Origin of the sequence: Halomonas sp. FeN2 (genome assembly GCF_020595105.1) — a bacterium.
Lineage (GTDB): Bacteria > Pseudomonadota > Gammaproteobacteria > Pseudomonadales > Halomonadaceae > Vreelandella > Vreelandella neptunia.
The window spans coordinates 3,004,176-3,028,179 of sequence record NZ_CP074200.1; the positions used below are offsets into that span (position 1 = coordinate 3,004,176).

The 24,004-nt window shown below is 54.7% G+C and carries 24 protein-coding genes, 1 tRNA gene and 2 pseudogenes; 17 read left to right on the forward strand and 10 right to left on the reverse strand.

Annotation, left to right across the window (positions count from 1 at the left end; translation table 11 throughout):
• Positions 1 to 4: 4 nt before the first annotated feature.
• Positions 5 to 412, reverse strand: a complete 408-nt coding sequence (gene cadR / locus KF947_RS13900) for a Cd(II)/Pb(II)-responsive transcriptional regulator (RefSeq protein WP_101146561.1) — start codon at positions 410 to 412, stop codon at positions 5 to 7.
• A gap of 98 nt (positions 413 to 510) precedes the next feature.
• Here cadR and KF947_RS13905 point away from each other — a divergent pair, with 98 nt between their 5' ends.
• From KF947_RS13905 to KF947_RS22185, 3 genes and pseudogenes are all read left to right on the forward strand, one after another.
• Positions 511 to 1,407, forward strand: coding sequence for a cation transporter (locus KF947_RS13905; protein WP_159343689.1), 897 nt, complete (start codon positions 511 to 513; stop codon positions 1,405 to 1,407).
• A gap of 87 nt (positions 1,408 to 1,494) precedes the next feature.
• Positions 1,495 to 2,310 (forward strand): ZIP family metal transporter, encoded by an 816-nt coding sequence (locus KF947_RS13910; RefSeq protein WP_227404214.1) that lies wholly within the window; start codon positions 1,495 to 1,497, stop codon positions 2,308 to 2,310.
• A 144-nt stretch (positions 2,311 to 2,454) separates the two neighbouring features.
• A pseudogene (locus KF947_RS22185) lies at positions 2,455 to 2,717 on the forward strand (ZIP family metal transporter); the annotation flags it as partial.
• Between the two features lie 28 nt (positions 2,718 to 2,745).
• On the opposite strand, the gene KF947_RS13920 reads toward KF947_RS22185, so the two are convergent.
• Complete coding sequence (locus tag KF947_RS13920) at positions 2,746 to 3,204, reverse strand: MerR family transcriptional regulator (RefSeq protein WP_227404215.1); 459 nt, start codon at positions 3,202 to 3,204, stop codon at positions 2,746 to 2,748.
• Between the two features lie 86 nt (positions 3,205 to 3,290).
• Here KF947_RS13920 and KF947_RS13925 point away from each other — a divergent pair, with 86 nt between their 5' ends.
• Genes KF947_RS13925 through KF947_RS13940 form a run of 4 tightly spaced genes read left to right on the forward strand, consistent with a single transcriptional unit; the run spans position 3,291 to position 8,611 of the window.
• Complete coding sequence (locus KF947_RS13925) at positions 3,291 to 5,477, forward strand: heavy metal translocating P-type ATPase (RefSeq protein ID WP_227404216.1); 2,187 nt, start codon at positions 3,291 to 3,293, stop codon at positions 5,475 to 5,477.
• Entirely contained in the window at positions 5,474 to 5,977 is a 504-nt protein-coding gene (gene lspA / locus KF947_RS13930) for a signal peptidase II (protein ID WP_159340881.1), read from the forward strand. The genes KF947_RS13925 and lspA overlap by 4 nt, the downstream gene beginning before the upstream one ends.
• 4 nt (positions 5,978 to 5,981) lie before the next feature.
• Complete coding sequence (lnt, locus tag KF947_RS13935) at positions 5,982 to 7,514, forward strand: apolipoprotein N-acyltransferase (protein WP_159343690.1); 1,533 nt, start codon at positions 5,982 to 5,984, stop codon at positions 7,512 to 7,514.
• A 53-nt stretch (positions 7,515 to 7,567) separates the two neighbouring features.
• Entirely contained in the window at positions 7,568 to 8,611 is a 1,044-nt protein-coding gene (locus KF947_RS13940; RefSeq protein ID WP_227404217.1) for a L,D-transpeptidase family protein, read from the forward strand.
• A gap of 359 nt (positions 8,612 to 8,970) precedes the next feature.
• Here the strand turns inward: KF947_RS13940 and KF947_RS13945 are convergent.
• Both KF947_RS13945 and KF947_RS13950 read right to left on the reverse strand, forming a co-directional pair.
• Positions 8,971 to 10,332 (reverse strand): annotated as a pseudogene (locus tag KF947_RS13945) (MFS transporter).
• Positions 10,333 to 10,372: 40 nt separating this feature from the next.
• Entirely contained in the window at positions 10,373 to 10,648 is a 276-nt protein-coding gene (locus KF947_RS13950; protein WP_159340886.1) for a metal-sensing transcriptional repressor, read from the reverse strand.
• Between the two features lie 126 nt (positions 10,649 to 10,774).
• Between KF947_RS13950 and KF947_RS13955 the strand changes: the two genes are divergently transcribed.
• From KF947_RS13955 to KF947_RS13965, 4 genes are all read left to right on the forward strand, one after another.
• The gene (locus tag KF947_RS13955; RefSeq protein WP_159340888.1) at positions 10,775 to 11,140 is read left to right on the forward strand and encodes a hypothetical protein; all 366 of its coding nucleotides are present in this window, start codon (positions 10,775 to 10,777) and stop codon (positions 11,138 to 11,140) included.
• A 94-nt stretch (positions 11,141 to 11,234) separates the two neighbouring features.
• Positions 11,235 to 11,930 (forward strand): HupE/UreJ family protein, encoded by a 696-nt coding sequence (locus KF947_RS13960; RefSeq protein ID WP_159343692.1) that lies wholly within the window; start codon positions 11,235 to 11,237, stop codon positions 11,928 to 11,930.
• Between the two features lie 16 nt (positions 11,931 to 11,946).
• Complete coding sequence (locus KF947_RS22135; RefSeq protein WP_264478602.1) at positions 11,947 to 12,069, forward strand: hypothetical protein; 123 nt, start codon at positions 11,947 to 11,949, stop codon at positions 12,067 to 12,069.
• A 31-nt stretch (positions 12,070 to 12,100) separates the two neighbouring features.
• Positions 12,101 to 12,763: a hypothetical protein gene (locus tag KF947_RS13965; protein WP_227404218.1), complete on the forward strand. Its 663-nt coding sequence runs from the start codon at positions 12,101 to 12,103 to the stop codon at positions 12,761 to 12,763.
• A gap of 129 nt (positions 12,764 to 12,892) precedes the next feature.
• Here the strand turns inward: KF947_RS13965 and KF947_RS13970 are convergent, their stop codons facing one another.
• The 4 genes from KF947_RS13970 to KF947_RS13985 all read right to left on the reverse strand — a co-directional run bounded on the left by KF947_RS13970 (position 12,893) and on the right by KF947_RS13985 (position 15,605).
• A complete protein-coding gene (locus KF947_RS13970; RefSeq protein WP_227404219.1) occupies positions 12,893 to 13,120 on the reverse strand; it encodes a BPSL0761 family protein in 228 nt (75 codons plus the stop codon).
• Positions 13,121 to 13,194: 74 nt separating this feature from the next.
• Positions 13,195 to 14,148, reverse strand: a complete 954-nt coding sequence (locus tag KF947_RS13975; RefSeq protein WP_227404220.1) for a TraI domain-containing protein — start codon at positions 14,146 to 14,148, stop codon at positions 13,195 to 13,197.
• Positions 14,135 to 15,373 carry a tyrosine-type recombinase/integrase gene (locus KF947_RS13980; protein WP_227404221.1) on the reverse strand — a complete coding sequence of 413 codons (1,239 nt, stop codon included), beginning with the start codon at positions 15,371 to 15,373 and terminating at the stop codon, positions 14,135 to 14,137. The genes KF947_RS13975 and KF947_RS13980 overlap by 14 nt, the downstream gene beginning before the upstream one ends.
• Positions 15,366 to 15,605 carry a hypothetical protein gene (locus tag KF947_RS13985; protein ID WP_008958743.1) on the reverse strand — a complete coding sequence of 80 codons (240 nt, stop codon included), beginning with the start codon at positions 15,603 to 15,605 and terminating at the stop codon, positions 15,366 to 15,368. Before KF947_RS13985 ends, KF947_RS13980 begins: the two co-directional genes overlap by 8 nt.
• A 151-nt stretch (positions 15,606 to 15,756) precedes the next feature.
• Here KF947_RS13985 and KF947_RS13990 point away from each other — a divergent pair, with 151 nt between their 5' ends.
• Positions 15,757 to 15,978, forward strand: coding sequence for a helix-turn-helix domain-containing protein (locus tag KF947_RS13990; protein ID WP_159340904.1), 222 nt, complete (start codon positions 15,757 to 15,759; stop codon positions 15,976 to 15,978).
• A gap of 164 nt (positions 15,979 to 16,142) precedes the next feature.
• On the opposite strand, the gene KF947_RS13995 is transcribed toward KF947_RS13990, so the two are convergent.
• Positions 16,143 to 16,219: transfer RNA gene (locus KF947_RS13995), tRNA-Met, on the reverse strand.
• Positions 16,220 to 16,490: 271 nt separating this feature from the next.
• Between KF947_RS13995 and phbB the strand changes: the two genes are divergently transcribed.
• The gene (phbB, locus tag KF947_RS14000; protein WP_035576493.1) at positions 16,491 to 17,237 is read left to right on the forward strand and encodes an acetoacetyl-CoA reductase; all 747 of its coding nucleotides are present in this window, start codon (positions 16,491 to 16,493) and stop codon (positions 17,235 to 17,237) included.
• 62 nt (positions 17,238 to 17,299) lie between these two features.
• Here phbB and KF947_RS14005 read toward each other — a convergent pair whose 3' ends face one another.
• Positions 17,300 to 20,122, reverse strand: coding sequence for a DUF349 domain-containing protein (locus tag KF947_RS14005; RefSeq protein ID WP_227404222.1), 2,823 nt, complete (start codon positions 20,120 to 20,122; stop codon positions 17,300 to 17,302).
• Positions 20,123 to 20,348: 226 nt separating this feature from the next.
• Between KF947_RS14005 and minC the strand changes: the two genes are divergently transcribed.
• The 4 genes from minC (at position 20,349) to sbcB (ending at position 23,906) form a co-directional block, all read left to right on the forward strand.
• A complete protein-coding gene (minC, locus tag KF947_RS14010) occupies positions 20,349 to 21,095 on the forward strand; it encodes a septum site-determining protein MinC (RefSeq protein WP_227404223.1) in 747 nt (248 codons plus the stop codon).
• A gap of 157 nt (positions 21,096 to 21,252) precedes the next feature.
• Positions 21,253 to 22,071 (forward strand): septum site-determining protein MinD, encoded by an 819-nt coding sequence (gene minD, locus KF947_RS14015; RefSeq protein ID WP_133731013.1) that lies wholly within the window; start codon positions 21,253 to 21,255, stop codon positions 22,069 to 22,071.
• Positions 22,068 to 22,319: a cell division topological specificity factor MinE gene (gene minE / locus KF947_RS14020; protein ID WP_007111776.1), complete on the forward strand. Its 252-nt coding sequence runs from the start codon at positions 22,068 to 22,070 to the stop codon at positions 22,317 to 22,319. The genes minD and minE overlap by 4 nt, the downstream gene beginning before the upstream one ends.
• 93 nt (positions 22,320 to 22,412) lie before the next feature.
• Positions 22,413 to 23,906 carry an exodeoxyribonuclease I gene (gene sbcB, locus KF947_RS14025; protein ID WP_133731012.1) on the forward strand — a complete coding sequence of 498 codons (1,494 nt, stop codon included), beginning with the start codon at positions 22,413 to 22,415 and terminating at the stop codon, positions 23,904 to 23,906.
• The last annotated feature ends 98 nt before the right edge of the window (positions 23,907 to 24,004 follow it).

Below are 24,004 nucleotides of genomic sequence, written 5' to 3' on the forward strand. Positions count from 1 at the left end.
GAGCCTACTGTGAGTACATATTTCCTTCGCTAATTCCGGCAAGAACGCCACACGCTTCAATTTCTCGATCATCATTGCAACATGCTCGCAGTGAAACGAGATGTTTCTCAAGCGTTTGCAGAGCGGTTATCTGCGATTGCACATGAGAGATGTGCTCATCAAGCATTGCGTTGACGGCAGTACACGGCTGGTGAGGGTCGTCCTGATAGCGTTGTAGCTCGCGAATCTCTGTCAGTGACAGATCAAGGATTCGACAGTGACGGATAAAGGCAAGCCGCTCACCATGCTTCTCGTTATAAATGCGGTAACCATTCTGCTGGCGGTCTGGCAGCGGCAACAGGCCCTGTTTTTCATAGAAGCGGATCGTCTGCGTGTCGATACCCGCTATCTGGGCTAACTGACCAATGCGCATCAGGCTTACTCCTTAACGGATCATCTGTCCTATTGACCTTATAGTAACTATATAGTTTTAAATGATGACAAACTATGTTGGCTAACTGGAGCCGTACCGTGCGTAAAACCGGTGGAGGCCCATGTGGCTGCGACGCAACGTCTGCAACGGATACCGATATGCCGGTCTTCTCCGAAGCGTCAGGGAAGTATGTCAGTGTGTATGCCGTGCCGAAGATGGATTGTCCTTCAGAAGAACGGATGATCCGCTTGGCGCTGAATGGCTTTGATGAGATTCAAACGCTGTCATTTGACTTGTCGAACCGCCGGTTGGAGGTCTTGCATGATGGTGAGGCTGAGCCCATTACCGCGAAACTGGCAACCTTGGGGCTAGGTGCTTCTCTTCAGGAAACTGTCATTGCCGACCCAGAGACAATTAGGGCCGCTGAGAGCTCGGCGGCTTCTGCGACGCAGGAGTCTGGCACCCTGCGCGTGTTGCTCGGCATCAATGCGCTCATGTTCGTGGTGGAAATGACTGCTGGCCTGATCGCCCAGTCTACCGGCTTGATCGCTGATTCCTTGGACATGTTTGCCGATGCAGCTGTCTATGGCCTGGCCCTCTATGCCGTAGGGCACAGTGCGAAGATGCAGATACGTGCCGCGCATCTGGCTGGGGTACTGCAACTGATTTTGGCTATCGGCGTGCTCGTCGAAGTGTTGCGACGTTTTGTATTCGGTAGTGAGCCTGAATCACTGATGATGATGGCCATCGCCTTCGTCGCGTTGATCGCCAATACCGGTTGTCTGCTGTTGATATACAAGCACCGCGAGGGCGGCGCGCATATGAAGGCAAGCTGGATATTCTCGGCCAATGATGTGTTGATCAATATGGGCGTCATCACCGCCGGTGCCTTGGTCGCCTGGACGGGGTCTAGCTACCCTGACCTGATTATCGGTACCATCGTGGGCCTAATCGTCCTCAACGGCGCCCGGCGCATCCTAGCGCTCAAGGCATAAGGCTGCACGGTATGCAGCTATCGATGCCTGGGACACTTAATCGAAGTGGCTGTATAAGTGCGCTAGGCCTGAACGACTACGAGTAGCGTGAGGTCCGGAACTAGTAAGGCAGCGTATCTAGGAATCTACCAAGGAAGGAAGATGATGGATAGTATTTGGCTGGTACTCGGCTTGGCGCTGTTGCCCGCGTTGGGAAACTTCAGTGGCGGGCTTGCTGCGGAGGCCTCCCGAACGACAGGGCGCCGTCTCAATTACGCCCTTCACGGTGCTGCCGGCCTCGTCATTGCGGTGGTGGCGGTGGAAATCATGCCACGTGTGCTGGAGAGCCTTTCAGCCTGGCTAATCGCCCTCGCTTTCGCGCTGGGTGGCATTGTTTACGTAGGCCTTGAGAAGCTCGTTGAGAGTCTCCAGAAGCGGCAAGGTCAGCAGAAAGAAGGCAGTCAGACGAGTGTCTGGATGATCTATATCGCCGTGTCCATCGACCTGTTCAGCGATGGCCTCCTGATCGGGGCGGGGTCGGCGGTCTCACCGTCGGTCGCGATAATACTGGCGGCGGGGCAGGTGCTCGCGGATGGCCCTGAGGGGTTCGCGATGATCGCCAACATGAAAGACAAAGGAATTCCCCGCAGCAAGCGCTTGCTGATCTCTGCCTCCTTGGCGGTTCCCGTACTCTCGGCAGCCATCTTCGCTTATTTCGTGCTCAGGGACCTACCGGAAGCGTTCAAGCTAGCGGCATTGACGTTCACGGCAGGCCTTCTCACGGTCGCTGCCATCGAGGACATGATATCCGAGGCTCATGAGAGCGGAGAAGATACCCACGTCTCGCCGCTGGCCTTCATAGGCGGCTTTGTCCTGTTCGTTCTGGTATCGGCAGGCTTGGAAGGGGTTGTGTCACAAGGCTAATGTACAGCTCTCCAATAAAGCCCCTGTCGTGCTGACCCACGAAGCAGCCCCTGTTTACGGTGCACCTAATCGTGGACAGAAATATTCACTTTCCCCCCAGGTCAGTCCCGCCGAATGGGTTGATGTGCAAGAATGCCAAGCGTGGGCTATTCACGTTGGCGGTCATGGACGATTGCCACCCTTACGGGGCTTGTTGAGCCATTGGGTGGCTTATTAGGCGCTGGGGTCGTCAGCATGTCACAAGCGTTGCTTCCCTGGGGATTGGCCTTTGCGGCGGGAGCGATGCTGTATGTGATCAGTCATGAGATTATTCCCGGAACTCATCGGAGCGGGCACAAAAAAAGGCCACGCTGGGCCTTTCCATCGGATTGGTACTCATGCTGTTTTTGGATGTTTCTCTGGGCTAACCATTGGGCGTGGGGCGTAGCGTTAGTTCTAACCCAAGTCGTGAGCCCCTCTGTGCGATTTTTCAGTGATACAGAGCTGATGATCACTGATGACCTCAATGATTCGGCAGCTTCCCACTTTGCCACCGGCACACTGCGTGACCATCCGTTGAAGCTCCTCACGCAGTGCGGACAGTCGCTGAAGGCGGGACTCCACTTTCTTTAGGTGATGTGTGGCGATGGCATCAACTTCTTGGCAAGGCATATCAGGTTGATCTGACATGGCCAAAAGCTCTCGCACTGACTCTACCGAAAAGCCAAAGTCGCGGGCATGACGAATAAAGGTCAAGCGCCGCACAGCGTCGTCTCCATAGCGGCGCTGCCCCCCACCGGTTCGTGTCGCATCGCGCAACAGCCCAATACGCTCGTAATAGCGAACCGTTTCTGGTTTGCAGTCGGCTCGTCGTGCTAACTCACCAATGCTGATACTTTGCCCCATCATCGACATGGTAAAACTCCTTACGCAGGGCTTGAAGCTATAGTTGCTACAAGGTTTACACTGCGAAACCATAGCCCATTGGGAGAAGAGGCACCATGAAAACATCAACGCAGGCGACAGCGCCTACCTTTTTGACGCTGCGTGTTGAAGGCATGGACTGCGGCGGTTGTGAGCGCAAGGTCGTGTCGGCGCTAGAGCGGCTGGACGGCATTGAGGAAGTCACGGCAAGCTCGATCACGGGATCGGTGAAGATTCATCACCACGATCACGGGGCCCCCTCGCGGAAGACCATTGAGGGCATCCTGAACGAACTAGGCTATCAAGTGGCTTCCCATGATGACCAAACACACGCATCTGGCTCTGCATCCCCTTGGTGGCAAACCGCTAAAGGGCGCTTGGTCATTATCACAGGAAATCTGCTGATAGTGGCCTTCGCGCTTCGTTTAGCATGGCCTGCGCTGGGCAATGTGCCTTTCATTCTGGCCACGCTGGTCGGCTTAATGCCCATTGCGCAGAGTGCCTGGGGCGCCCTCAAGATGCGCAACCCCTTTACCATCGAGATGCTGATGTGCATCGCTGCGCTTGGCGCATTGGCCATCAATGCTGCCGCTGAAGCTGCGATGGTCGTGTTCTTGTTCGCCGTAGGTGAGCTACTCGAAGGGGTAGCTGCTTCACGGGCGCGCCGCAGTATCTCAGCCTTGGCAAATTTAACACCCTCAACGGCGAGGCTGATGGACAATGGCCATCTGCGTGACGTCTCGGCGGAGTCACTTAAACCCGGCCAGCGTGTGCTGGTGCGGCCCGGTGATCGCGTTCCCTGCGATGGACGCATCCTGGTGGGCACCTCCGACATTGACGAGTCGCCGGTAAACGGCGAGTCCATACCCCGTTCGCGAGCGCCTGGTGATGACATTTTTGCTGGCACAGTGAATCTTGATGCCGCCCTGGAGGTGGAGGTAACACGAGGCGCTGATGACAATACGATCGCACGCGTTATTCGCCTGGTTGAAGAAGCACAGGCCGCCAAGGCACCGATAGCACGCTTTATTGATCGTTTTGCGTATTACTATATGCCCGCCGTCGTCTTACTCGCCCTCCTGATGGCGATAGTGCCACCGCTGGTATCGACCATGGCATGGTCGGAGTCGATTTACCGTGCGTTAGCATTGCTGTTAATCGCATGCCCCTGCGCATTAGTCATTTCCACCCCAGCCGCCATCGCCGCAGGCCTCTCGGCGGGCGCTCGGCGCGGCCTACTGATCAAAGGGGGAGCCGTTCTTGAACAGTTAGGTAAGCTTCGCTTGGTGGCATTAGATAAAACGGGCACCCTCACTGCGGGTACCCCAAGAGTCACAGATGTGGAGTCTTGGATCGCTGAGGAAGACGATAACAGCGTATTGCGGCTCGCCGCTGCGATAGAGCGAGATTCCAGTCACCCTATCGCCACGGCTATCGTTGAGCATGCCCGACAATCGGGCCTAAACCTCCCCACCGCCACCGGCAGCCGCGCTCTGGCGGGGCGCGGTGTCTCAGGCCAGGTGGAGGGTCGCGAGCTGAGCTTAATGACGCCTCGTCACCTTCACGAGAAAGTCATCCTGGAGGAAAGTCTCAGTGCTCGGATTATCGCGTTAGAAGAAGCCGGTAAGAGCCTCGCTCTCCTCGTCGAAGGCGAGCGTTTGTTGGGCTTGATCGCTGTTCGCGATGAGCCACGCGAAGATGCCCTTGAAGGCCTAGCGGCGCTATCCCGTTTAGGCGTACAGGCGGTCATGCTCAGCGGTGATAATGCCCGCACCGTCGCTGCCACTGGGGGTCGCTTAGGCATTGAAGCGTACGGCGAACTAATGCCTGAAGACAAGGCAGCGTATGTTCGAGACTGGCAAGCGACAGGTCGTGGCCCCATCGGTAAAGTAGGCGATGGCATCAACGATGCACCGGCACTCGCGGCAGCCGATGTGGGTATCGCGATGGGTGGCGGCACGGATGTGGCGTTGGAAACCGCCGATGCAGCCTTGCTCAAGAACCGCGTTACCGGCATCGCTGAGCTGATAGACCTCTCTCGTGCCACGCTACGCAATGTGAAAACCAACGTTGTTCTCGCCCTTGGCTTAAAAGCCATTTTCCTGGTCACCACAGCGCTGGGTATTACCGGTATGTGGATTGCGGTGATGGCCGATACCGGTGCTACCGTCCTGGTGACGTTGAACGCCATGCGACTGCTGGGTTATCGCTTTTCGCCCAGTACCGCATTGACAGGCCTGTCACAAGGAAAAACAACGTCATGAGAACAGCGCAACACGACAGCCCTTCACGACGTTGGCCATGGTTCACATTTGCTTGCGTGTTGGCTCTAGCCGATCAACTGGTCAAAGAAATCGTGCATGCCCAGATGTCGTTTGGCCAAGTCATTCCGCTAACACCGTTTTTTAACTGGGTTTACACCGGTAATACAGGGGCCGCTTTCAGCTTTCTCGCGGAGGCAGGTGGTTGGCAGCGCTACCTCTTTCTTGGTTTAGCGTTGGTGGTGGTCGTCGTATTGCTCGTGCAGCTATGCAAACCCAAGCCGCGCTTGGAAGCCTGTGCGTACAGTCTGATTCTTGGCGGCGCACTCGGTAATACCGTTGATCGCTTAGCGCGTGGGTACGTCGTCGACTACCTGGATGTTTACTGGGGCGAATGGCATTGGCCCGCCTTTAACATGGCCGATATCGCGCTGTTTGCAGGTGTATTGATGTTCGCAGTGGCGTTATGGCGTGAAAGTCCTGCTTTTAAGCGCGCTGAGTAACGGTATGGATTCGGTCGATCAAGAAAAAAAATATACGCTTTTTGCTGGGCGACCCTCACCAATAGTCGATTGCGTTGTAGCGCTAGCCGCTGGGGTATTGACCACCTTGAGTGCCGCCCCCTTTTCTCTATGGTGGCTTGGTCTAGTGGCCGTGGCACTGGTCTATTGGAAGATACAGTCGCTAACGCCCGCCATGGCCACCCTGCGTGGGTGGTGCTATGGGGTAGGCCTGTTCGGTTCTGGCACATCATGGGTCTTCGTTGCTATTCACGATTTCGGTGGCACCGGGGCCTTGGTGGCGATGCTCCTCACCACTCTTTTTGTCAGCGCTCTGGCGCTCTTCTTTGCAATCCCCTTTGGGCTCTATCGACGCATCGCGGGGCCACGGTTCGCCTTTCTTAGCTTTGCCGGTATGTGGGTGATGAGCGAATGGCTACGCACCTGGTTGCTCACCGGCTTTCCCTGGTTATTGTTAGGCACCTCTCAGATAGATTCTCCATTAGCCCCATGGGCGCCCGTTGGTGGTGTGTACTTGCTGTCACTCATGACCGCGCTGACAGGTACGTTAGGGGTAGAGGTACTGCGTCGCCGCTGGGTTTTCCTCGTCCCAATCGCCGCCTTGTGGATCGTTCCATTCCTATTGCCCGCCCAATGGACAACCCCTGCTGGCAAGCCCATCCGGGTGGCATTGCTGCAAGGGAATCTTGATCAGCGCATTAAGTGGACTGCCCAAGGGCAGCGCGAGGCGGTCAATATCTACACAACAATGACACAAGAGCAAGCAAGGGACATTGATCTCATCGTTTGGCCCGAGGCAGCCCTTCCCATGCTTGAGCAGGAAGCACAGCGAATACTGGAGCAAGTAGCGTCCGACCTGGGGCCTAACACCGCCTTGTTGACCGGCATTTTGCAACGCGACAGTGAAGGGCGCTCTTATAACAGCGTCATAGGGCTAAATGATGTGCAGGGCGAATACCAGAAAGCGCACTTAGTACCCTTTGGCGAGTATTTGCCATTCCAAAGCCTCCTCGCTGACACCCTTGCTTTTTTCGACTTGCCAGCACCCCGCCTGACCCCAGGGTCAGACGGACAGGCTCCGTTACACGTGGCTGGAACCACCATTGGCACTGCCATCTGTTACGAGATCATTTTCGCCGACCATGTCGCCCAACAGGCGCGTAATGCCGAGCTGCTATTCACGGTTTCCAACGATACGTGGTTTGGGCGTTCCATTGGCCCACACCAACATCTTCAAATGGCGCGTCTACGTGCCTTAGAAAATGGTCGTCACCTACTTCGAGCTACCAGTAATGGCGTGACGGCCATCATCGATTCACAAGGTCACGTCACAGCCCGTGCCCCACAGTTTGAACAGGCCAGTTTAACTGGCGAGGTGACCCCGATGCAGGGCCTAACTCCTTTCACACGCACCGGTAGTGGCCCCGCTTGGATACTCGCTGCCTTGCTGACGCTGCTCGGATTACAACTCAACTTATCTCGATCAAAAAACGACGCATTAGATGAAAAAGGAACCTAGCGATGCTCTCTGTAAATAACGCAGCAATACTTAAGAGACTCCTCCCATGGCCAATGCAGATGGGCTTCATAATGAGTGTGATGGTTTCGTCTCTGGCATGGCTCCCTGTCGCCATGGCGGCACAACCTTCCACTACCCAGGAGACGGAATGGCCCAAGGGGCATTACCCGCTACCTGAAGAAGGCAATATTATCGGAGAGGCTGACACCTTCATCGTGAAGGATTACGACGATACCTTGATAGATATTGCCAAGCGTCACAACCTTGGCTATTTGGAGATGACCCGTGCAAATCCAGAGGTCAGCATCTGGGTCCCAGGGGTGGGCACGGAAGTAACTATTCCAGGACGTTTCATCCTGCCGAATGTCGAGCGTACTGGGGTCGTCATCAATATCGCCGAGCTGCGGCTTTACTACTACCCAGATGTCAAAAACGGTGAGACACCGCGCGTTGAGACCTATCCTATCGGCATCGGTCGCGAAGGGTTTGATACCCCTCTCGGTGTGACCGAGACCACCATGAACATTAAAAACCCCGCATGGTACCCGCCTGAGTCGGTAAAACGTGAAGCTGAAGCACGCGGCGAAACCGCGCCAAGTGTTGTCCCGCCCGGCCCCGATAACCCGCTGGGAGACCACGCCATTATCTTAGGCTTCGATGGCTATTTGATTCACGGTACCAACCAGCCCGATGGCATTGGCATGCGTGCAAGCCGTGGCTGTATACGCATGTTGCCTGACGATATTGAATCAATTTTTGACCGCATACCGGCGGGCACCCAGGTCAATATCATCAACCAACCTATTAAAATCGGTTGGGACAACGGACAGCCGCTGGTACAGGCATTTCCATCGCTTGGAGAAGAAGAGCATAGTATGGCGGCACTCTCAGAGACCGTGACACGCCTCAACCAATACAATGTCGATAACGTAAACGTCGATTACGAGCAGCTCAGCGACGTCCTGTCATTCTCCAGCGGGCTTATAACCCTCCTACATCCTAACCCGGAACAGGAGCCACAGCGTCACAGCCCCGAAGAGAAGGCTATCGAGGGCATTTATGAAGAACTGGTTTTGACGTCATCTCAACGATCATGACATTCACACAAAAAGCCCATTGAGCGCTGACATGCAGGTTGGGGAAGGCAGCCCCCTGCTAATAAGATGGGGAGACTCATTTCAACTTGTGCTTTTCGTAAGGTGCATTTTCCAGATTAGGCGTTCCGTCTCACTCAGCTATGATGCCGTCCTTCTAAACCTTAAATTGACACGATGATTGAGCATATTTCATTCAAAAATTAGCTGGTCACTGTCCAGAGAGGCCCATACGTTCAAGCACACTAAGCCTAAGAAGGAAAATGTTCCCTGCGAAGCTTCTGTGATGAATGCAGTAAAGTAGGCATTACTCGTGGTGATTTAACCTAATAGGCATCTATTAATTTGTCAGCCTTAATGTGTCACGAAGGCCATCGTATATAGTGGTTATCAATGACAAATATGTGCCGATGCACATTTTTGAGATGATGGTGGGAATGGCTATGAGGTTCCGGCCCCTCCCACCCTTCATGCTCGTGTTGATGGTGTTCATCGTGATAGCGAAGATGGCTATGACGTATAGGCGAGTGCTCGTGCGCAATCTCTCTTGTATCTCGACGAGGCCAAGCAAGCATCGCAAGCCCTGTCGCCGTTAAAGCTACTGTCCCGTGCAAAGCGAACGTTCCCGTCAGCCCCAGTTTTACCCCCAGCCAGCCTGCCAACAGATAGGTGATCAACCAGCAACAGTGGGACAATGAGAATTGGGCAGCAAATAGCACTGGGCGATCCTCAGGCTGGCAAGAACGCTTGAGCAAGCGCCCTGCAGGGGGCATGACCATCGAAGCGCCTGCACCCAGTAGCAACCATAGCCCGACAAGTCCCGCAAACGATGTGCCTCAAGTAGAGACCGAACGCCATGATAATGCCACCAAGCATCATGACTGGTCGTTCAGGCAATCGATCCAGTACCTTGGGTAGCAGTAAGGCCACCAGCATGGAGCCCCCGCCTGCAGCCGCAAATGCCAAAGCTACTTCTTTCTCGCCAAGCCCCAACATAGAGCGAACAAGCACTACCGTATTGACGATCTGCATCGCTCCGGCGGCTGAGACCGCAAAGTTCAACGCCAACAGACCCCGCAGACGAGGTGTTTTAAGATAAATCCGTATGCCGTGAGAAACGCGACGCTAAACGCCGGAAATTTCTTCTAGTGATAGTGACTCAGGCAACATCACCGATATAACCAGGGAGGCAGAGATCATGAACGCCAGGGCGTTGAGTACAAACAGGACATCAAAACTCATCACCATCAGCGATGCTGCTGCCACCATCGGGCTAAGAAGGTTCTCTAAGTCGTAGGCAAGGCGTGACAGGGATAATGCTCGCGTGTATTGCTCCTCGTTTTCTAGGATGTCCGGTATTGTCGCCTGGAAAACGGGTGTGAAGCCTGCTGAGCAAGCATTGAGTAGAAAGATCAGCACATAGATTTGCCACACTTCTGTAACGAAAGGCAGTGCGCAAACCACGGATGCTCGCAGCAAGTCGAGGCTAACCAACAACGTGTGTCGAGGTAGGCGTGAGGCGTAAGCACCACCAGTGGAGCAATGCCCACGTAGGCGACCATCTTAATCGCCAGCGCTGTGCCTAGTACGACACCCGCCTGCCCCTCAGTAAAATCATGAACCAGTAACGCTAGGGCAACGGTGGTCAGACCGGTGCCAATCATTGCAATGACCTGAGCGAAAAAGAGATGGCGATAGACGCGATGGGCGAGTACATCGAGCATAGAGCGTTCCTCAAGCAAGTGAGGGGGGGCTTGGATGTATTTACAGGTAGCGGGCAATGGCCTTGAACTCTTCAGCCCGCGCCCGCTGCGTTTGATCCTGAGAGCCCAAGGCATTCTCTAGACAGTGATCGATATGATCTAAAACCAAGGCACGTTTGGCCTGTTGAATAGCTTTCTCAACCGCATGAAGCTGCTGGGCAATTTCCAGACAGTGGCGACCACCCTCTATCATCTGCGTCACGCTCGAAAGGTGCCCCCGAGCCCGGTTTAAGCGCTTGATGATATCGGGATGTGACTGGTGTGTATGTATTGTCATTTCTTTCCCTTATTTTATTCCTATCCCCCTGGAGGGGATGTTAATCTATTGCCGCTACGCGGCGCTACAGCGTAAGCAAACTGTTATTTACATTTTTACCGTCAATTTTTGTCCTGGGCGCTTTAAATGCCCAATCGGCTGCGCCACCGTCTTCGCTATCTGACCCTGCTATTGCTGTTTTTGCCTAGCCTACTTCTTACCAGTGTGGGCGAAGCGAGTGCACATGGCGCAATGAGCATGGTTGGCGTTGAGTCATCTCACCATGAGAGTGTGCAGAATGGCCATGGGCATACCCATGGCCACATGCATGAAGACGGTCGCCAACTCCCTCATGAGAGCGGCAGTCACTTCCACGAACAAGCGGACCGGTTGGGGGCGAGCATTGCCATCGCACTCAACGTCCGTCATGCCCTGCGGCTAGGCGAACGACGCGCTTTTCCCCTGCGTCGAGTCTACCGCTTGGAGCGGCCTCCACGGCCAGTCGTCGCTTGATGACTGGGGCCATCCATCGGATGGCCAAGACTAACGACAGACCCGTAGAGGTTGCATGTTTCCATCCCAAGTAAGGGGTGTGCTCGGCTTGCCTATGATGAACCGACGCCACGCCTTAGCCTTTCTAACCCTGCTGTTAATGCTACTGGGCGCCAGTGGCGAGGCGCTTGCTCACGCGGTGGCTGAAGGTGACAAGGGCTATATCCAGGAGATCTATGGCGTTCATCTGCTCTCGTTTATGTATCTCGGTGCCAAGCACATGGTGACGGGGTATGACCACATCCTGTTTTTGTTAGGGATCATCTTTTTCCTCTACCGAATGCAGCATATCGCCATTTACGTCAGCCTCTTTGCCATCGGTCACTCGGCAACCATGCTGTTAGGGGTGTACTTCAATATCGGCATCAATAGCTATCTGATCGACGCCATCATCGGACTCTCCGTTGTTTATAAGGCGCTCGATAACATCGGTGCGTATCAGCGTTGGTTCGGCTTTCAGCCCAACACTAAGGTAGCCACGTTGGTTTTTGGTCTGTTTCATGGCTTTGGCCTGTCGAGCAAGATCATTGAATACGATATCTCGCCCGATGGTCTCGTCCCTAACCTCCTGGCATTCAACGTAGGCGTAGAGATCGGCCAGCTACTGGCATTGAGCGCCATTCTCATTGTGATGGGCTTCTGGCGACGTACTACTGGCTTCTTACGCCACGCGTATACCGCCAACGTCGCCATGATGTGTGCTGGTTTTATGCTGGTGGGTTATCAACTGACCGGCTATTTCATTGCTTAATTAAGGGGAGTCCCCGATGTATAACACTGATCTTCCAACCCGTGCCGAACTGCCGTCAACGGGTAAGTTACTTCGCTCTACGTTGATGGCCGCCGTTATTGCCGTCGCTTTGCTGATCACCGTCGTGCTGCCCTGCTGAGTATGTCATTGACCCCACCGGCGCTGGGCGCATGTTGGGGCTGACTGAGATGGGAGAAATCAAAACCCAGCTGGCTGAGGAAGCCGAGCTTGACCAGGCCAACGATCAAGCCAGTGCCCAGCAGGCGTCTCAACCCACTGCATCTCAAGAGATCGTCAGTGATAGTCAGCCTGCAACGGTAAACGGTGCTGATGCTCAGACTGCGACGCCCAAGACAGAGATCGCTCCCCAAACAGCCAATTCTCCCTCAGCAAGTGATCCAGTCGCACCTTCACCGGCCGATTCTGAAAGGGTGATGACCGACGCCAGCGTGGCGCTGGCGGAAGCATTGGCTTCCGAGGAAGCCGCTTCCCAGATGGCGCAAGCGGAAGAAGCGTCTCCATGGAGTGATGAGGTGAGCTTTACCCTGACGCCAGGGGAAGGCACGGAGTACAAACTCACCATGCAAGAAGGGGCAGTTGCTACCTTTGCCTGGGTCTCCGAAGGTGGCCCCGTCAACTTTGACACGCACGGTGATGGCAATGGGAGCTCCATTAGCTATGAGAAAGGCCGTGGCGTGCCCGAGGATGAAGGTGAGCTTGAAGCTGCTTTCACCGGCAATCATGGCTGGTTCTTCCGCAACCGTAATGACAACGACGTGACCATTGTCTTGCGTGTGGGAGGAGATTACGGCGAGTTAGTGAAGGCCCTGTAACGGATTAGCCCCTAGTGTTCTCTTGAGTGCTAGAGGCGTACTTTGTACTAGCGTAAAGTGTTCGTTAGTGGCCTTAATTGATTAACTTGCAGCTTGCGACGTCACCCCCTGCTTGAGTAGTGCTACACTTTAGAGTCCCTCAATAACAGAGCTAAAAATAGGCTGGAATATAGTCCCATCAGTAAGGTGCTCTTCCAGTTGGCCAGCGTCTAGCATCTCTATCTGTGACGGGTAATGCCTTAATAGCTGCTTTGCTTGCCTGCGGATGGTTTCTGGAAAGTCAGTGTTACGGCTTAGCTCGATCAAGAACTCTCGGGTCTGGATGACCGAGCGCGTGCGTTCACTTGGCATGGTCATAAAATTTTTCTTTTGCTTTGATAGAAACGCCACACCAAAAGCTGACGGCTCAAGTCGATGAGTAGAAGACGGCATCAATGAGATGCTGCGGCAGGTAGTTGAGGTTGCCAAAAAAGGTTTTGTCCGAGTCGGCCAAATCCCACGTTAGTTTGACGGCGAAAAGCCCGCTGTTGGTTATCGGCCATCGCGCTTTGCCCATCCGCGTCACGAATATAACGGGCCAACGTCATTGCTGCGGGTTGTCCGTAGCGAGCGCCTGGCGAAGCACATGTCCAAACATGGCGTAATGTCATCGCAATGTCGGGTTCATGTGCATCCAAGTATGTAAGCCCGTAGGCACAAGCCTCTAGCGTAAACACGTCATGGCTGCAGAGTTTCCAGGCGGCATTTGGCTTGCCCTTGGAGTCATAAGTATATGTCTTACCAATGTCGTGCAATAGTCCTCCCACGAAACAGGCTTCCTGCATGAGTCGAGGCATGGTTGGCTCGTTAAGGCGCAGCATAGCCACTGAGTGATTGGCAACTTCCAGCGAGTGTTTTAGCAAACCACCTGGATACGCATGGTGATAATTGGCGCTGGCGGGCGCATTCAAAAAAGCTTCAAGACGATCCTTCCGTTCCAGTACCCGTGTCAAAAACACTCGAAGGCAGTCTGATTGAAGCGACTGTACGGTCGCGATTAACTTGTCGAATACCTCTGGCATCGGGGAGTACACCCGTGGCAACGATTGCAGGGTATCCATAGAGGTCACTTCATCCCGAGACGCCCTGCGGAACTCATCGAGAATGAATTGGCCTGACAAACACTTCACGCCGGAGGCGGTAACAAAGTCCAGATGGCCGATGCGCTCAGGTACTGTTGTTTTGCTCAAGTTGAGCATCGCGATTTGATTCCCCACACAATCGCTTAGCCGCAGCTTTAAGAAAGGCGTTTTCGCGTTGTCGAACTCCACCACGCGTCCAGTAAGGCGATAAGTGCCCGTGAAGGTACGAGACAGATGAGTAGGGGCGTTATCAAGCCGTTTCATGATGCTGCTCCTTCTGGGGCTTAGTGGGCGTGGTGTTGCCTAACAAACGCTCAAAGGCAGAGCCATCCATACGGGTGGCATTGGGGACGTAACGTGAATAAACCTTGAACAGCATCTCGGTTGAACTATGGCCCAGCATTCGCGCCACCCACTCTGGATTTTCGCCAGAAGCCAAAAAGAGTGTCGCGGCAGTATGGCGTGTTTGATAAGGACGGCGTTTGGTCAGCCCAAGAGACTTGAGTAAGGGGTACCACACGCGCTTTGTCACGTTATTGTGATCAAGCGGCTGTCCCATCTGATTGCAGAACACGTACTTACTCATGTGCCCAGTGGCGGCGTACTGCGTTTTGAGGGCGTCATACACCTGCCCGAACATGGGTATTTCTCGTTGCGATCCATCGGTCTTGGTGTATTCCGTTTCACCATTGATCAATGTTTCGCGTACTAAGATTTCTCGCTTAGCAAAATCAATGTTTTTCCACTTCAATCCATCGACTTCACCAGTACGCAGGCCGGTAAAGAACCGCACGGTGTAATAGTTGCAATAGTCTGGGCGTACATTGTCGATGATGCGTTGCACCTCGTGTAGAGAAAACGGCTCGATATGCGTCTTCTGTAGCTTTAACGGCTTGATGTTTTTGTACGGCGTCTCAAAGTCGAAACGCTCGGCCGCCTCATCGAGCACCATACGCAAAATGGACATATGGCTGTTGATCGTTTTAGGCGATACCAGCCCCGTGGCACCACGGCCCCTGCGCTTGGCTAGTTTGGTGCGGAACGCCAGGATGTCCGCCTTGGTGATATCTCCGATGTGTTTTTTCCCAAACGCTGGTTTAAGAGAGCTATCCAAGATCGAACTCACATTGCGTACGTGAGAGGCACGCCATTGGATTTTGCTCTCGTCGAACCACTGATCAGAAAAATCGTTGAAGAGTGGTGTCTCCACAGCCGGTTGAGTGTTCTCGATCTGTGCAGGTTGAAGAGCTTGGTTTTTAGCGGCGTTATTTAACCCCAGCTTCTGCAAATTTTTACTGCCAGGGAAAAACTCAGCATAGTCGAGATCATCTAGCAAAATCTTTGCTTCTACCTTTGCCAGTAATTGCTCCACTTTTTTTCTGTTAGTAGGCGTGTCTTTCAGTGCAGTTTGCTCACGTAACCGCAGGCCTTGGTAGAAAAAATCCAGATAGAGCTTACCCGTCTCTTTTCGTTGGCGAACCTTACCCATGGCTATAGCCTCCATTTGCCATCGGAATCGAAATGTTGCCATGAGCGGCTTTCAGCATTTCTTTTTCAACGGCTTCCCACAAGAACAAAATTTTCCGTCGGCCAAATGGCTTGATGTAGTGGGTGCCCTCGATAAGGACGCTGTCTTTTAGCTGCTGTCGGATAGTGCGGCAGTCGTACTTGATGCGCTGGGCAAGCTCTTCGGTCGTGAGATAGGTATAAGATGAATCCATCGAAAACCTCCAGAAGGAGTGGTATTCTGCGTGACTAAAAGGCATTCCAAGTATCAGAATGTCATCCTGAATGACATTTTAGACAGCAAAATACCATTTGCAAGCATTTTTTGCCATTCAGGATGACAAAAAGCATTTACAGGAGATTTTGATGGTTCGTTGTCATCTCGCGCGCTTGATGGGTGAGCACAAAATGAAGATCGTGGATGTTGCGCGTGAAACAGGTCTTAACCGCAATACTGTTACGCTTCTTTATAAAGAAACCGCTCAGCGAATCGAGCTGGATGCACTGGATAAGCTATGCAAGCTTTTCAGTTGTGAGGTGGGTGATTTGCTAGAAATTCAAAAAAACCATGAGAAAAATGAGAGTTGATTAATACTGCCAGTAGTTGACTGAAGGTCGCAAGAATAAATTACGCACGTAAGCAACGGAGCGAATGTGTCACATATACGTCACAGATGTGTCACAGGAAGTTTGCAGACGAACAGAAATAAAAAAGGCAGATCAGTAAGTAACTGATCTGCCTTTCAAAATATTGGTAGCGGGGACCGGATTTGAACCGATGACCTTCGGGTTATGAGCCCGACGAGCTACCAGACTGCTCCACCCCGCATCAACGTGTGGCGTATTCTACAGAAGTTTTAGGCGAAGTCAATAGCGGTATTAACACGTTCGGCGTATAGCGGTGGCGCGCATCCTGCTGCAACATGGAGACAGTGCAGCTATGCTTTAAATAGCCATAACAAAAAGCTTACGTTGGTGCATTACTCAAGCAAATAATGCACTAGGGTAATACAGGCGCAATCGCGCTTTTTCACAATGGCTTGTGGCGCAGCGTACGTGTTTTTAGGCTCAAGTCATTTGTCATTTCAGGGAGGTAGTCAATGGCCAATCAAGCCCCCGTCGCCTGGGTAACTGGTGGAACTGGTGGTATCGGTACGGCAATTTGTCGTTCGTTGGCAGATGCGGGATATTTAGTCGTGGCGGGTTATCGCAACCCAGACAAGGCTAAATCCTGGCTAGAAACGCAGCACGCTGACGGCTATAACAATATCGAATTGTCGGGTGTCGATCTTGCTGACCACAACGCCTGCCTGGAAGGTGCCCGCGAAATCCATGACAAGTATGGCCCCATTAGTGTGCTGGTGAACTGTGCGGGGATTACCCGTGATGGCACCATGAAGAAAATGACCTATGAGCAGTGGTACGAAGTGCTCGACACCAACCTCAATAGCGTGTTTAACACCTGCCGTAGCGTCATTGAGATGATGCTTGAGAATGGCTATGGCCGGATTATCAATATTTCATCCATCAATGGCCGTAAAGGTCAGTTTGGTCAGGTCAACTACGCGGCGGCGAAAGCCGGTATGCATGGCTTGACCATGTCGCTGGCACAGGAAACAGCGACCAAAGGGATTACCGTCAATACCGTATCGCCTGGCTATATCGCCACCGATATGATCATGAATATTCCTGAAAAAGTGCGCGAGGCTATCCGGGAAACAATCCCAGTGAAGCGCTATGGCACGCCAGAGGAGATTGGCCGATTGGTCACCTTCTTAGCCGATAAGGAGTCAGGTTTTATCACCGGTGCGAACATCGACATCAACGGTGGTCAGTTCATGGGCTAGTGGTTAGCCCAAGAAGAGAAGGCAAGCGGGAGGCTATAAGCCTCCCGTTTTCTTGCTAATGCCTAAGGTAGCGGGACGCGCGCCAGTCGGCTGAGCAGGTTATCCAACTCTTCCACTTCAGCATCCCATAGCGTGGCTGGCATTGGCCCTAGCGCCAATAGTGCAATCAAGATGTCGATCACTTCTTGATCACGGCTGCGCTCTTGGTTGAAGCCTTCATTCAAACGCTCTACCTGAATCGCCAGGCGCAGTGGCTCATCGCTTTGCCGCACACTACCCACGGCCAGCATCGATAGGTGCACTCTCAGCCTGGCAAGGGAATCGGCGATGCGAGCGCGATCAGCGTCTGATAGCGGTACCGCGACGCTATGGCGCTGTTGATTGCGCGCGTTATGCGCCTCATTAAAGGCGGTAGGGAGTGAGCTGCCGAGAACCGTTTGCGCTTCCACATCGCTTGGGGTTCCCTCGCTGAGGTAGCGCTGGTCAGCAGCCAAGTGTGCGTTCACTAACGGCATTATCGAGTGCCACTGTTGAACCGTATTGGCAACCGCCAGACGGTTTAAGCGTTCTCTGCGCGCACGCACGATGCCGCTCATCCGCTTCTGCATGCCATCGCTGCGCCGATTGCGGGGCAACGGCTCAAGCTGATTGGCCTGTTCGATAAAGCGCTCCAAGGTGGCCGACTCACTCGCTTCAATAGGCTGCCAGCTATCCATTGCGTCGATGAGGGTTTGCATCTCATCAAGCTGCTGTTGCTGGCGCGCCGCCTGCTCATTTTTATGCGCATCGCGCTGGGCAAAGAGTTGATCACACTCGTGGCGGAAGGTTTTCCACAGCGTTTGCTCTTCACCTTTGGGCGCCCGGCCTAGCGCTCGCCACTGCTGCTGCAGCTGTTTGGTCAGGTGAATGCGCTGGGCAAGAGGCTGGCTTGTGTCGCTGCGCAGCGCGCTCACTTGGCTGATCAGATCCCGTTTTTGCGCGGCGATCGTTTCAGCACGCTGATCGATCAGCGCCTGTAGCTGATGACGAATGGTACCAAAGCGCCGGCCAACGGCCTCGGAGCGTTCACGGGGAACGGGGCTATAATGTCGCCACTGGTGGCGCGCTTTGTCGCGGATTTGCCTTAGCACATCGGGATCGGCGTCTTCGGCAGGCTGGGCTAGCAGGCTTTCCAACTGATCGCATAGCGCTTCGCGGGCTTGAAGGTTGGTCTCACGCTCTTCGCTGAGCTGGTCTCGCCAGGGGGCGAGGCGCTCGTGGATGCGATCCGAGGCGTTGCGAAAGCGAGCAGACTGCTCGCGGTTAGCCGCTGCATCGCCCAGCGCTTTCCACTCTTTGACCAGTTGGCGATGGTGGCGGTCAAGCGCTTCTTCCTCCATGTGGAGGTCGTTAGCGAGAGTTTCGATGCTTTCACATAGCTGTTCGCGCTTTGGACCTGCGACAAACCCCCGCCAGTCGCGTAATTCTGCAAGCCGGGCAGCTAAGTGCTTCAAGCGTGTTTTGAGCGGTTGAGCAGCGGGGCTTTCCAGCGCTTCAATGCGTTGTTTTAGCCGCTGATGCAGGCGGCTGGCGCTTTTAAAGGCGCCGCGCTCTAACAAGTGCTCAAAGGTGTCGAGTTCCGCGCCATGGGCCTCCAGTGTGACGTTGTCTTCTGTCGGCTTCGGCTGCGAGGGTGCGGTGTTTTCAGCGTTGAGAGCCGCTTTGGCACGGCCGAGCAGCGCGGGCGGCGTTAGGGCCTCCGGCCATTGGCATTCGCTAATCAATGTAGCCAGGGTAGCGTGGTCGCCACCGGTCAGTGCGGTTTCGATGTCGGTGCTGACCGAGCACCAGCGCTGCCATGCCTCTAAGCACTGGTCGTAGTGCTGAATCGCCAACGTGTAGCGCTGGCGCATAGTCTCGCTGGGCGGATGGATATCAGATAGCGCCTGCCAGCGTTGGCCTAGCAGTTGGCGCTGGGCGCGCAGGCTGTCGATATCCTGCACGGTCATGGCTGAGGCGTGGCGCAGACCATCAAGGGTTTCTTCGATGCCTTCGAGCAGCTGCTCGCGAGTGTTTTCGGCTTCTTCACGGCGCTCGTCGCTCTGCTGGCGAGCCTGCTCCTGGGTTTCGTGGTCGTGAAGCGTCTTGCGGCAAGCGAGTAGGGCTTGATGAAAACGCTGCTCCTGCTCCACGCTTGGCGGCTGAGTCAGTTGCTCCCACTGCCGTTCAAGGTGGCGAAAACGGCCACCGTAAAGGGGCTCCCAGGGCGCGCGGGCATGCTGTTCTAGCTGATTCAAAAGCGTTTCGCGCTGCTGCTCTTCCGCTTCCAGCCACTGGGCGTCGCTGCGCAAGCGGTTGAGGCGTTCCCGTGCCAGACGAACCACCTGGCGGTCACGGCGTGCCTCTTTCAATAATCGCTTAAGCCCCTCCTCGTCCTCAATGCGCTCGGCGGCCTGATGGCGAACGGCGGCCACACCGTTGTGGCAAGCTTGATGAATTAGGTCATTCTCATCATTCAGCTTGCTCAGGGCGGTCAAGCGTAGATTAAGGTTGTCGCCCTGGAGGGCGACCGCGCTCAGCACCCGTGGCTCTTCTATCTGCTCGACCAATGTTTGGCGTTGGTGAAGGTCGGTATGTCCTTCACGCCCGCTGAGCCGTTGGCAAATGGCATTGAACCAGGCTTCATCCTGCTGATGGTGTGGGTAAGCGTCGACCAGGCCTACGCAGTCATCCAGGGCCAACAGAGCGGCAAGGCGAATCTGGCTGTCGCTATCTTGAGTGAGCGACTGCAGCGCTTGTCGCTGCTCTGCTTGCTCGGGGTTCAGTCGTTGGAGGGCCTGACGGCGTACCTCGGGGTCAGGGTGCTGCCACCGAGGGGCAAACAGGCGTCTTAACAGTCCGTGCATGGATCATCCTGCCAATATGAAATGCGTAGCATGAAAAAAACGGCTCGGTGGTTGCAGTCACCGGCGCTGTCGCTTAGCTTGGCCTTACTATGGTGTGACAGACGTCTAATTTCTAGGCCACACTGCTTCTAGACCACACTGTTTTTAGACTACAGTGTTTCTAGACGACGAAATGCGTGATAGTACGCTACCTTTATCTTATCTGAACATGACGGGGAGTTCGGCCATGAGCCTTAACGTGGATAGTGCCGCAGTGGCCTTTACCTTCAAAGGCGGCATGCTGCCGATGACCGTCATGGAGCTAAGTAGCGCTGATCCGGAGCAAATCCGGCAACAGTTGGCTGGCAAATTCTCCCAGTCCCCTGCTTTCTTTCAGCATACACCGGTTGTCCTCAGCGTGGAAAAACTCGATGAACCCCACTTAGCCCTTGAGCGCATTTGTGCCGTGTGCCGTGACCATAAGCTGTTGCCGGTAGCCGTGCGCGGCGGCACTGAGCCGGTTCGCCAATCGGCCTGGGCGCTGGGGTTGGGTTGGTTTCCTCCGGTGGCAGAGGGCCGCGCCCGGGTGCTGGAAAGTGTCAGTAACTCGCCAGTGCAAGAAGTCACCCGTGAGGAGGCAGTGAGCGAGGCGGAAGCGCCTTCGCTTGCCACGCGGCTTTATCGCGGTACCGTGCGGTCGGGGCAGCAAGTAAGCGCCTCTGATGGAGATTTAGTGGTGATTGGGGCGGTGAATGCCGGGGCAGAAGTGCTGGCCGCTGGAAGTATTCATGTTTATGGCGCGTTGCGTGGCCGTGCGCTGGCGGGCATTCATGGTAATACCCAAGCGGGTATCTACTGCCGAGAATTGGAGGCTGAACTGCTTTCTGTGGCAGGCAACTACAAGCGCTCGGAAGATATTGATGCACAGCTTCTGAGGCGGCCCGCAGAAGTTCACTTTACAAAAGAACAGCTTGAAATTAAGCCACTGAGCTAAGGTATTTGTATGAGGCTGCGTTGGTGCTTCATGCCTAGCGACGCCGAAGGCGCTATCCGTTACAGTATGGCATGTTGATGACATTGACGTTCCCGTTATGCGCAGAGCGCTGACTGACTCGCGCTCGCGACGAACGACTTCAAGAAGGAAGTGACTCTTGGCCAAGATAATTGTAGTGACCTCTGGTAAAGGAGGGGTCGGTAAAACCACTAGCGCGGCAGCCATCTCAACGGGGCTTGCGTTGCGCGGTAAAAAAACAGTCGTCATCGATTTTGATGTGGGCCTGCGGAATCTCGACCTGATCATGGGCTGCGAACGACGCGTGGTATATGACTTAGTCAACGTGATTCAAGGTGAAGCGGGGCTTAACCAGGCGCTGATTCGCGATAAGCGTGTCGAGAATCTGTTTATTTTGCCAGCTTCCCAGACCCGCGATAAGGATGCCCTGACCCAAGAGGGGGTCGCGGAGATCCTGGAGAAATTGAGAGAAGATTTCGACTTCATTCTTTGTGACTCTCCCGCTGGTATAGAGCGTGGTGCGCAGTTGGCCATGTACTTTGCCGACGAGGCGATTGTGGTTACCAACCCTGAAGTATCGTCAGTGCGTGACTCTGACCGTATTTTGGGGCTACTAGCCTCGAAAACCCGGCGTGCAGAGCAGGGCGATGACCCTATCAAAGAGCACCTGTTGGTGACCCGCTATAACCCAGAGCGAGTTACCTCTGGCGATATGCTGACGCTTGACGATATTCGCGAGATTTTAGCGATTAATTTGCTGGGCTTAATTCCTGAATCGGAAGCCGTACTGCGTGCTTCTAACCAGGGGGTGCCGGTAACCCACGATATCTCCAGCGACGCGGGCCAAGCCTATAGCGATACGGTATCGCGCCTGCTCGGTGAGGACATGCCGCTGCGTTTTCACGAATTGCAGCGCAAAGGCCTGCTGAGCCGTATGTTTGGGGGGGCGCGCCGATGAAATTACTGGAGTTCTTGAAGCGTGAGCGCAGGAAGTCTGCCTCAGTAGCCAAAGAACGTTTGCAAATTATTGTGGCGCATCAGCGTAGCCAGCGCGGCCAGCCCGACTATATGCCGATGCTGGAGCGCGAACTGCTTGAGGTGATCCGTCGCTACGTCCACGTGGATGACGACGCCATTCAAATTTCCTTGGACAGTGAAGACAACTGCTCGGTGCTGGAGCTTAACGTTACGCTTCCCAAGAGCTGAGCCTTCGCCTAAGTGCAAGAACTGAAGACGGGGCGAAAGGGGCGGCGGGTGTGCTAGGCTTGGGCTTTTAACTGCCCAGCGGAGTGATTGTTCATGGCGCCACCCAATGCTGCCCCTGCCAGTTTTCTATGGCATGACTATGAAACCTTCGGGGCGGATCCGCGTCGCGACCGGCCCGCTCAGTTCGCTGCCCTGCGCACTGATGCCGATCTGAACGAGATCGGTGAGCCGATCGAGCTCTACTGCAAACCCGCCGATGATTACTTGCCTCATCCTGCCGCCTGTTTGATTACCGGTATTACCCCTCAAAAAGCTCAACGCCATGGTCTACCCGAGGCAGAGTTCGCTGGCGAGATTCAGCGCCATATGAGTGAGCCGGGCACCTGCGTGGTGGGCTATAACAGCCTGCGTTTTGATGACGAAGTCTCCCGCCATCTGTTTTACCGCAATCTGCTCGACCCTTATTCCCGTGAGTGGCAAAACGGCAATTCCCGCTGGGATTTAATCGATGTTGTGCGCGCCTTTTATGCACTGCGCCCGGATGGCATTGAGTGGCCGCTGCGCGAAGACGGCGCGCCCAGCTTCAAGCTTGAGCACTTAACCGCGGCGAACGGCATTGCCCATGAGGGTGCCCACGATGCGGTAGCCGACGTGCGTGCCACCATCGCCTTGGCCCGTTTGCTCAAAGCGCGCAATGCGAAGCTGTTCGACTATCTACTCGGTCTGCGCGGTAAACGTGCGGTGGCCAAGCAGCTCGACCTACCCAACGCCAAACCGCTGCTGCATATCTCCCGCCGTTATCCCGCCAGCCGGGGCTGTAGTGCGTTGGTCATGCCGCTGGCCGAACATCCAACCAACCCTAATGGGGTGATCGTTTACGATTTGAGCGTTGATCCCAGCGATATGTTGAGTATGTCGGCGGAGCAGATTCGTGAGCGCGTGTTTGTCAGCCAGCAGGATTTAACCGAAGGCGAGGCGCGTATTCCGCTGAAGGTGATCCATATCAACCGCTGCCCGGTGGTGTTTCCCGCCAGTGCCTTGAAAGACGTTGAGGGGCCTCAGCAGGGTGAGTATGGCGCCATCGTTGCGCGCTTAGGCTTGGATGTGGCGGCCTGTCGGCAGCACTGGAAAACCCTGCGCGATGCCAGCGGTGTTGCCGCCAAGGTCGCCGAGGTGTTTAGTGCAGGTTACGACGATGCGCCGCAAGACCCGGATCTAATGCTCTATTCGGGCAGCTTCTTCTCCGCCGCCGACCGTCAGCAGATGGAGCGAGTGCGAGAGATGGAGCCGTGGGATTTGGTGGGGCAGCGCTTTGCGTTTCAGGATCCGCGCTTGGAAGAGATGCTGTTTCGCTTTCGTGCGCGCAGTTACCCCGACACGTTGGAAGGTGAAGAGCGCGAGCAGTGGGAAGCATTTCGCTGGATGCGGATCAATGATCCGGCCTTGGCGGGCTTTACGCTTAAGGCGTTTGCGCGGGAAATTGCTCAGTACAATCAGCAAACCCTCACTGATCGTGAGCGCCAGATTCTGGAAGAACTGGTGATGTTTGTGGAAGCCATGATGCCGGCTCAAGCGTTTGACGCCTGAGGTGCTGAGTAAAAAAAACGAAACAGCTCTCTGCGGGGGCGCTAAATTCGCCATCCATGGCGAATAACCCCCGCTTCAAGCTGATTCCGTTTGCTAGC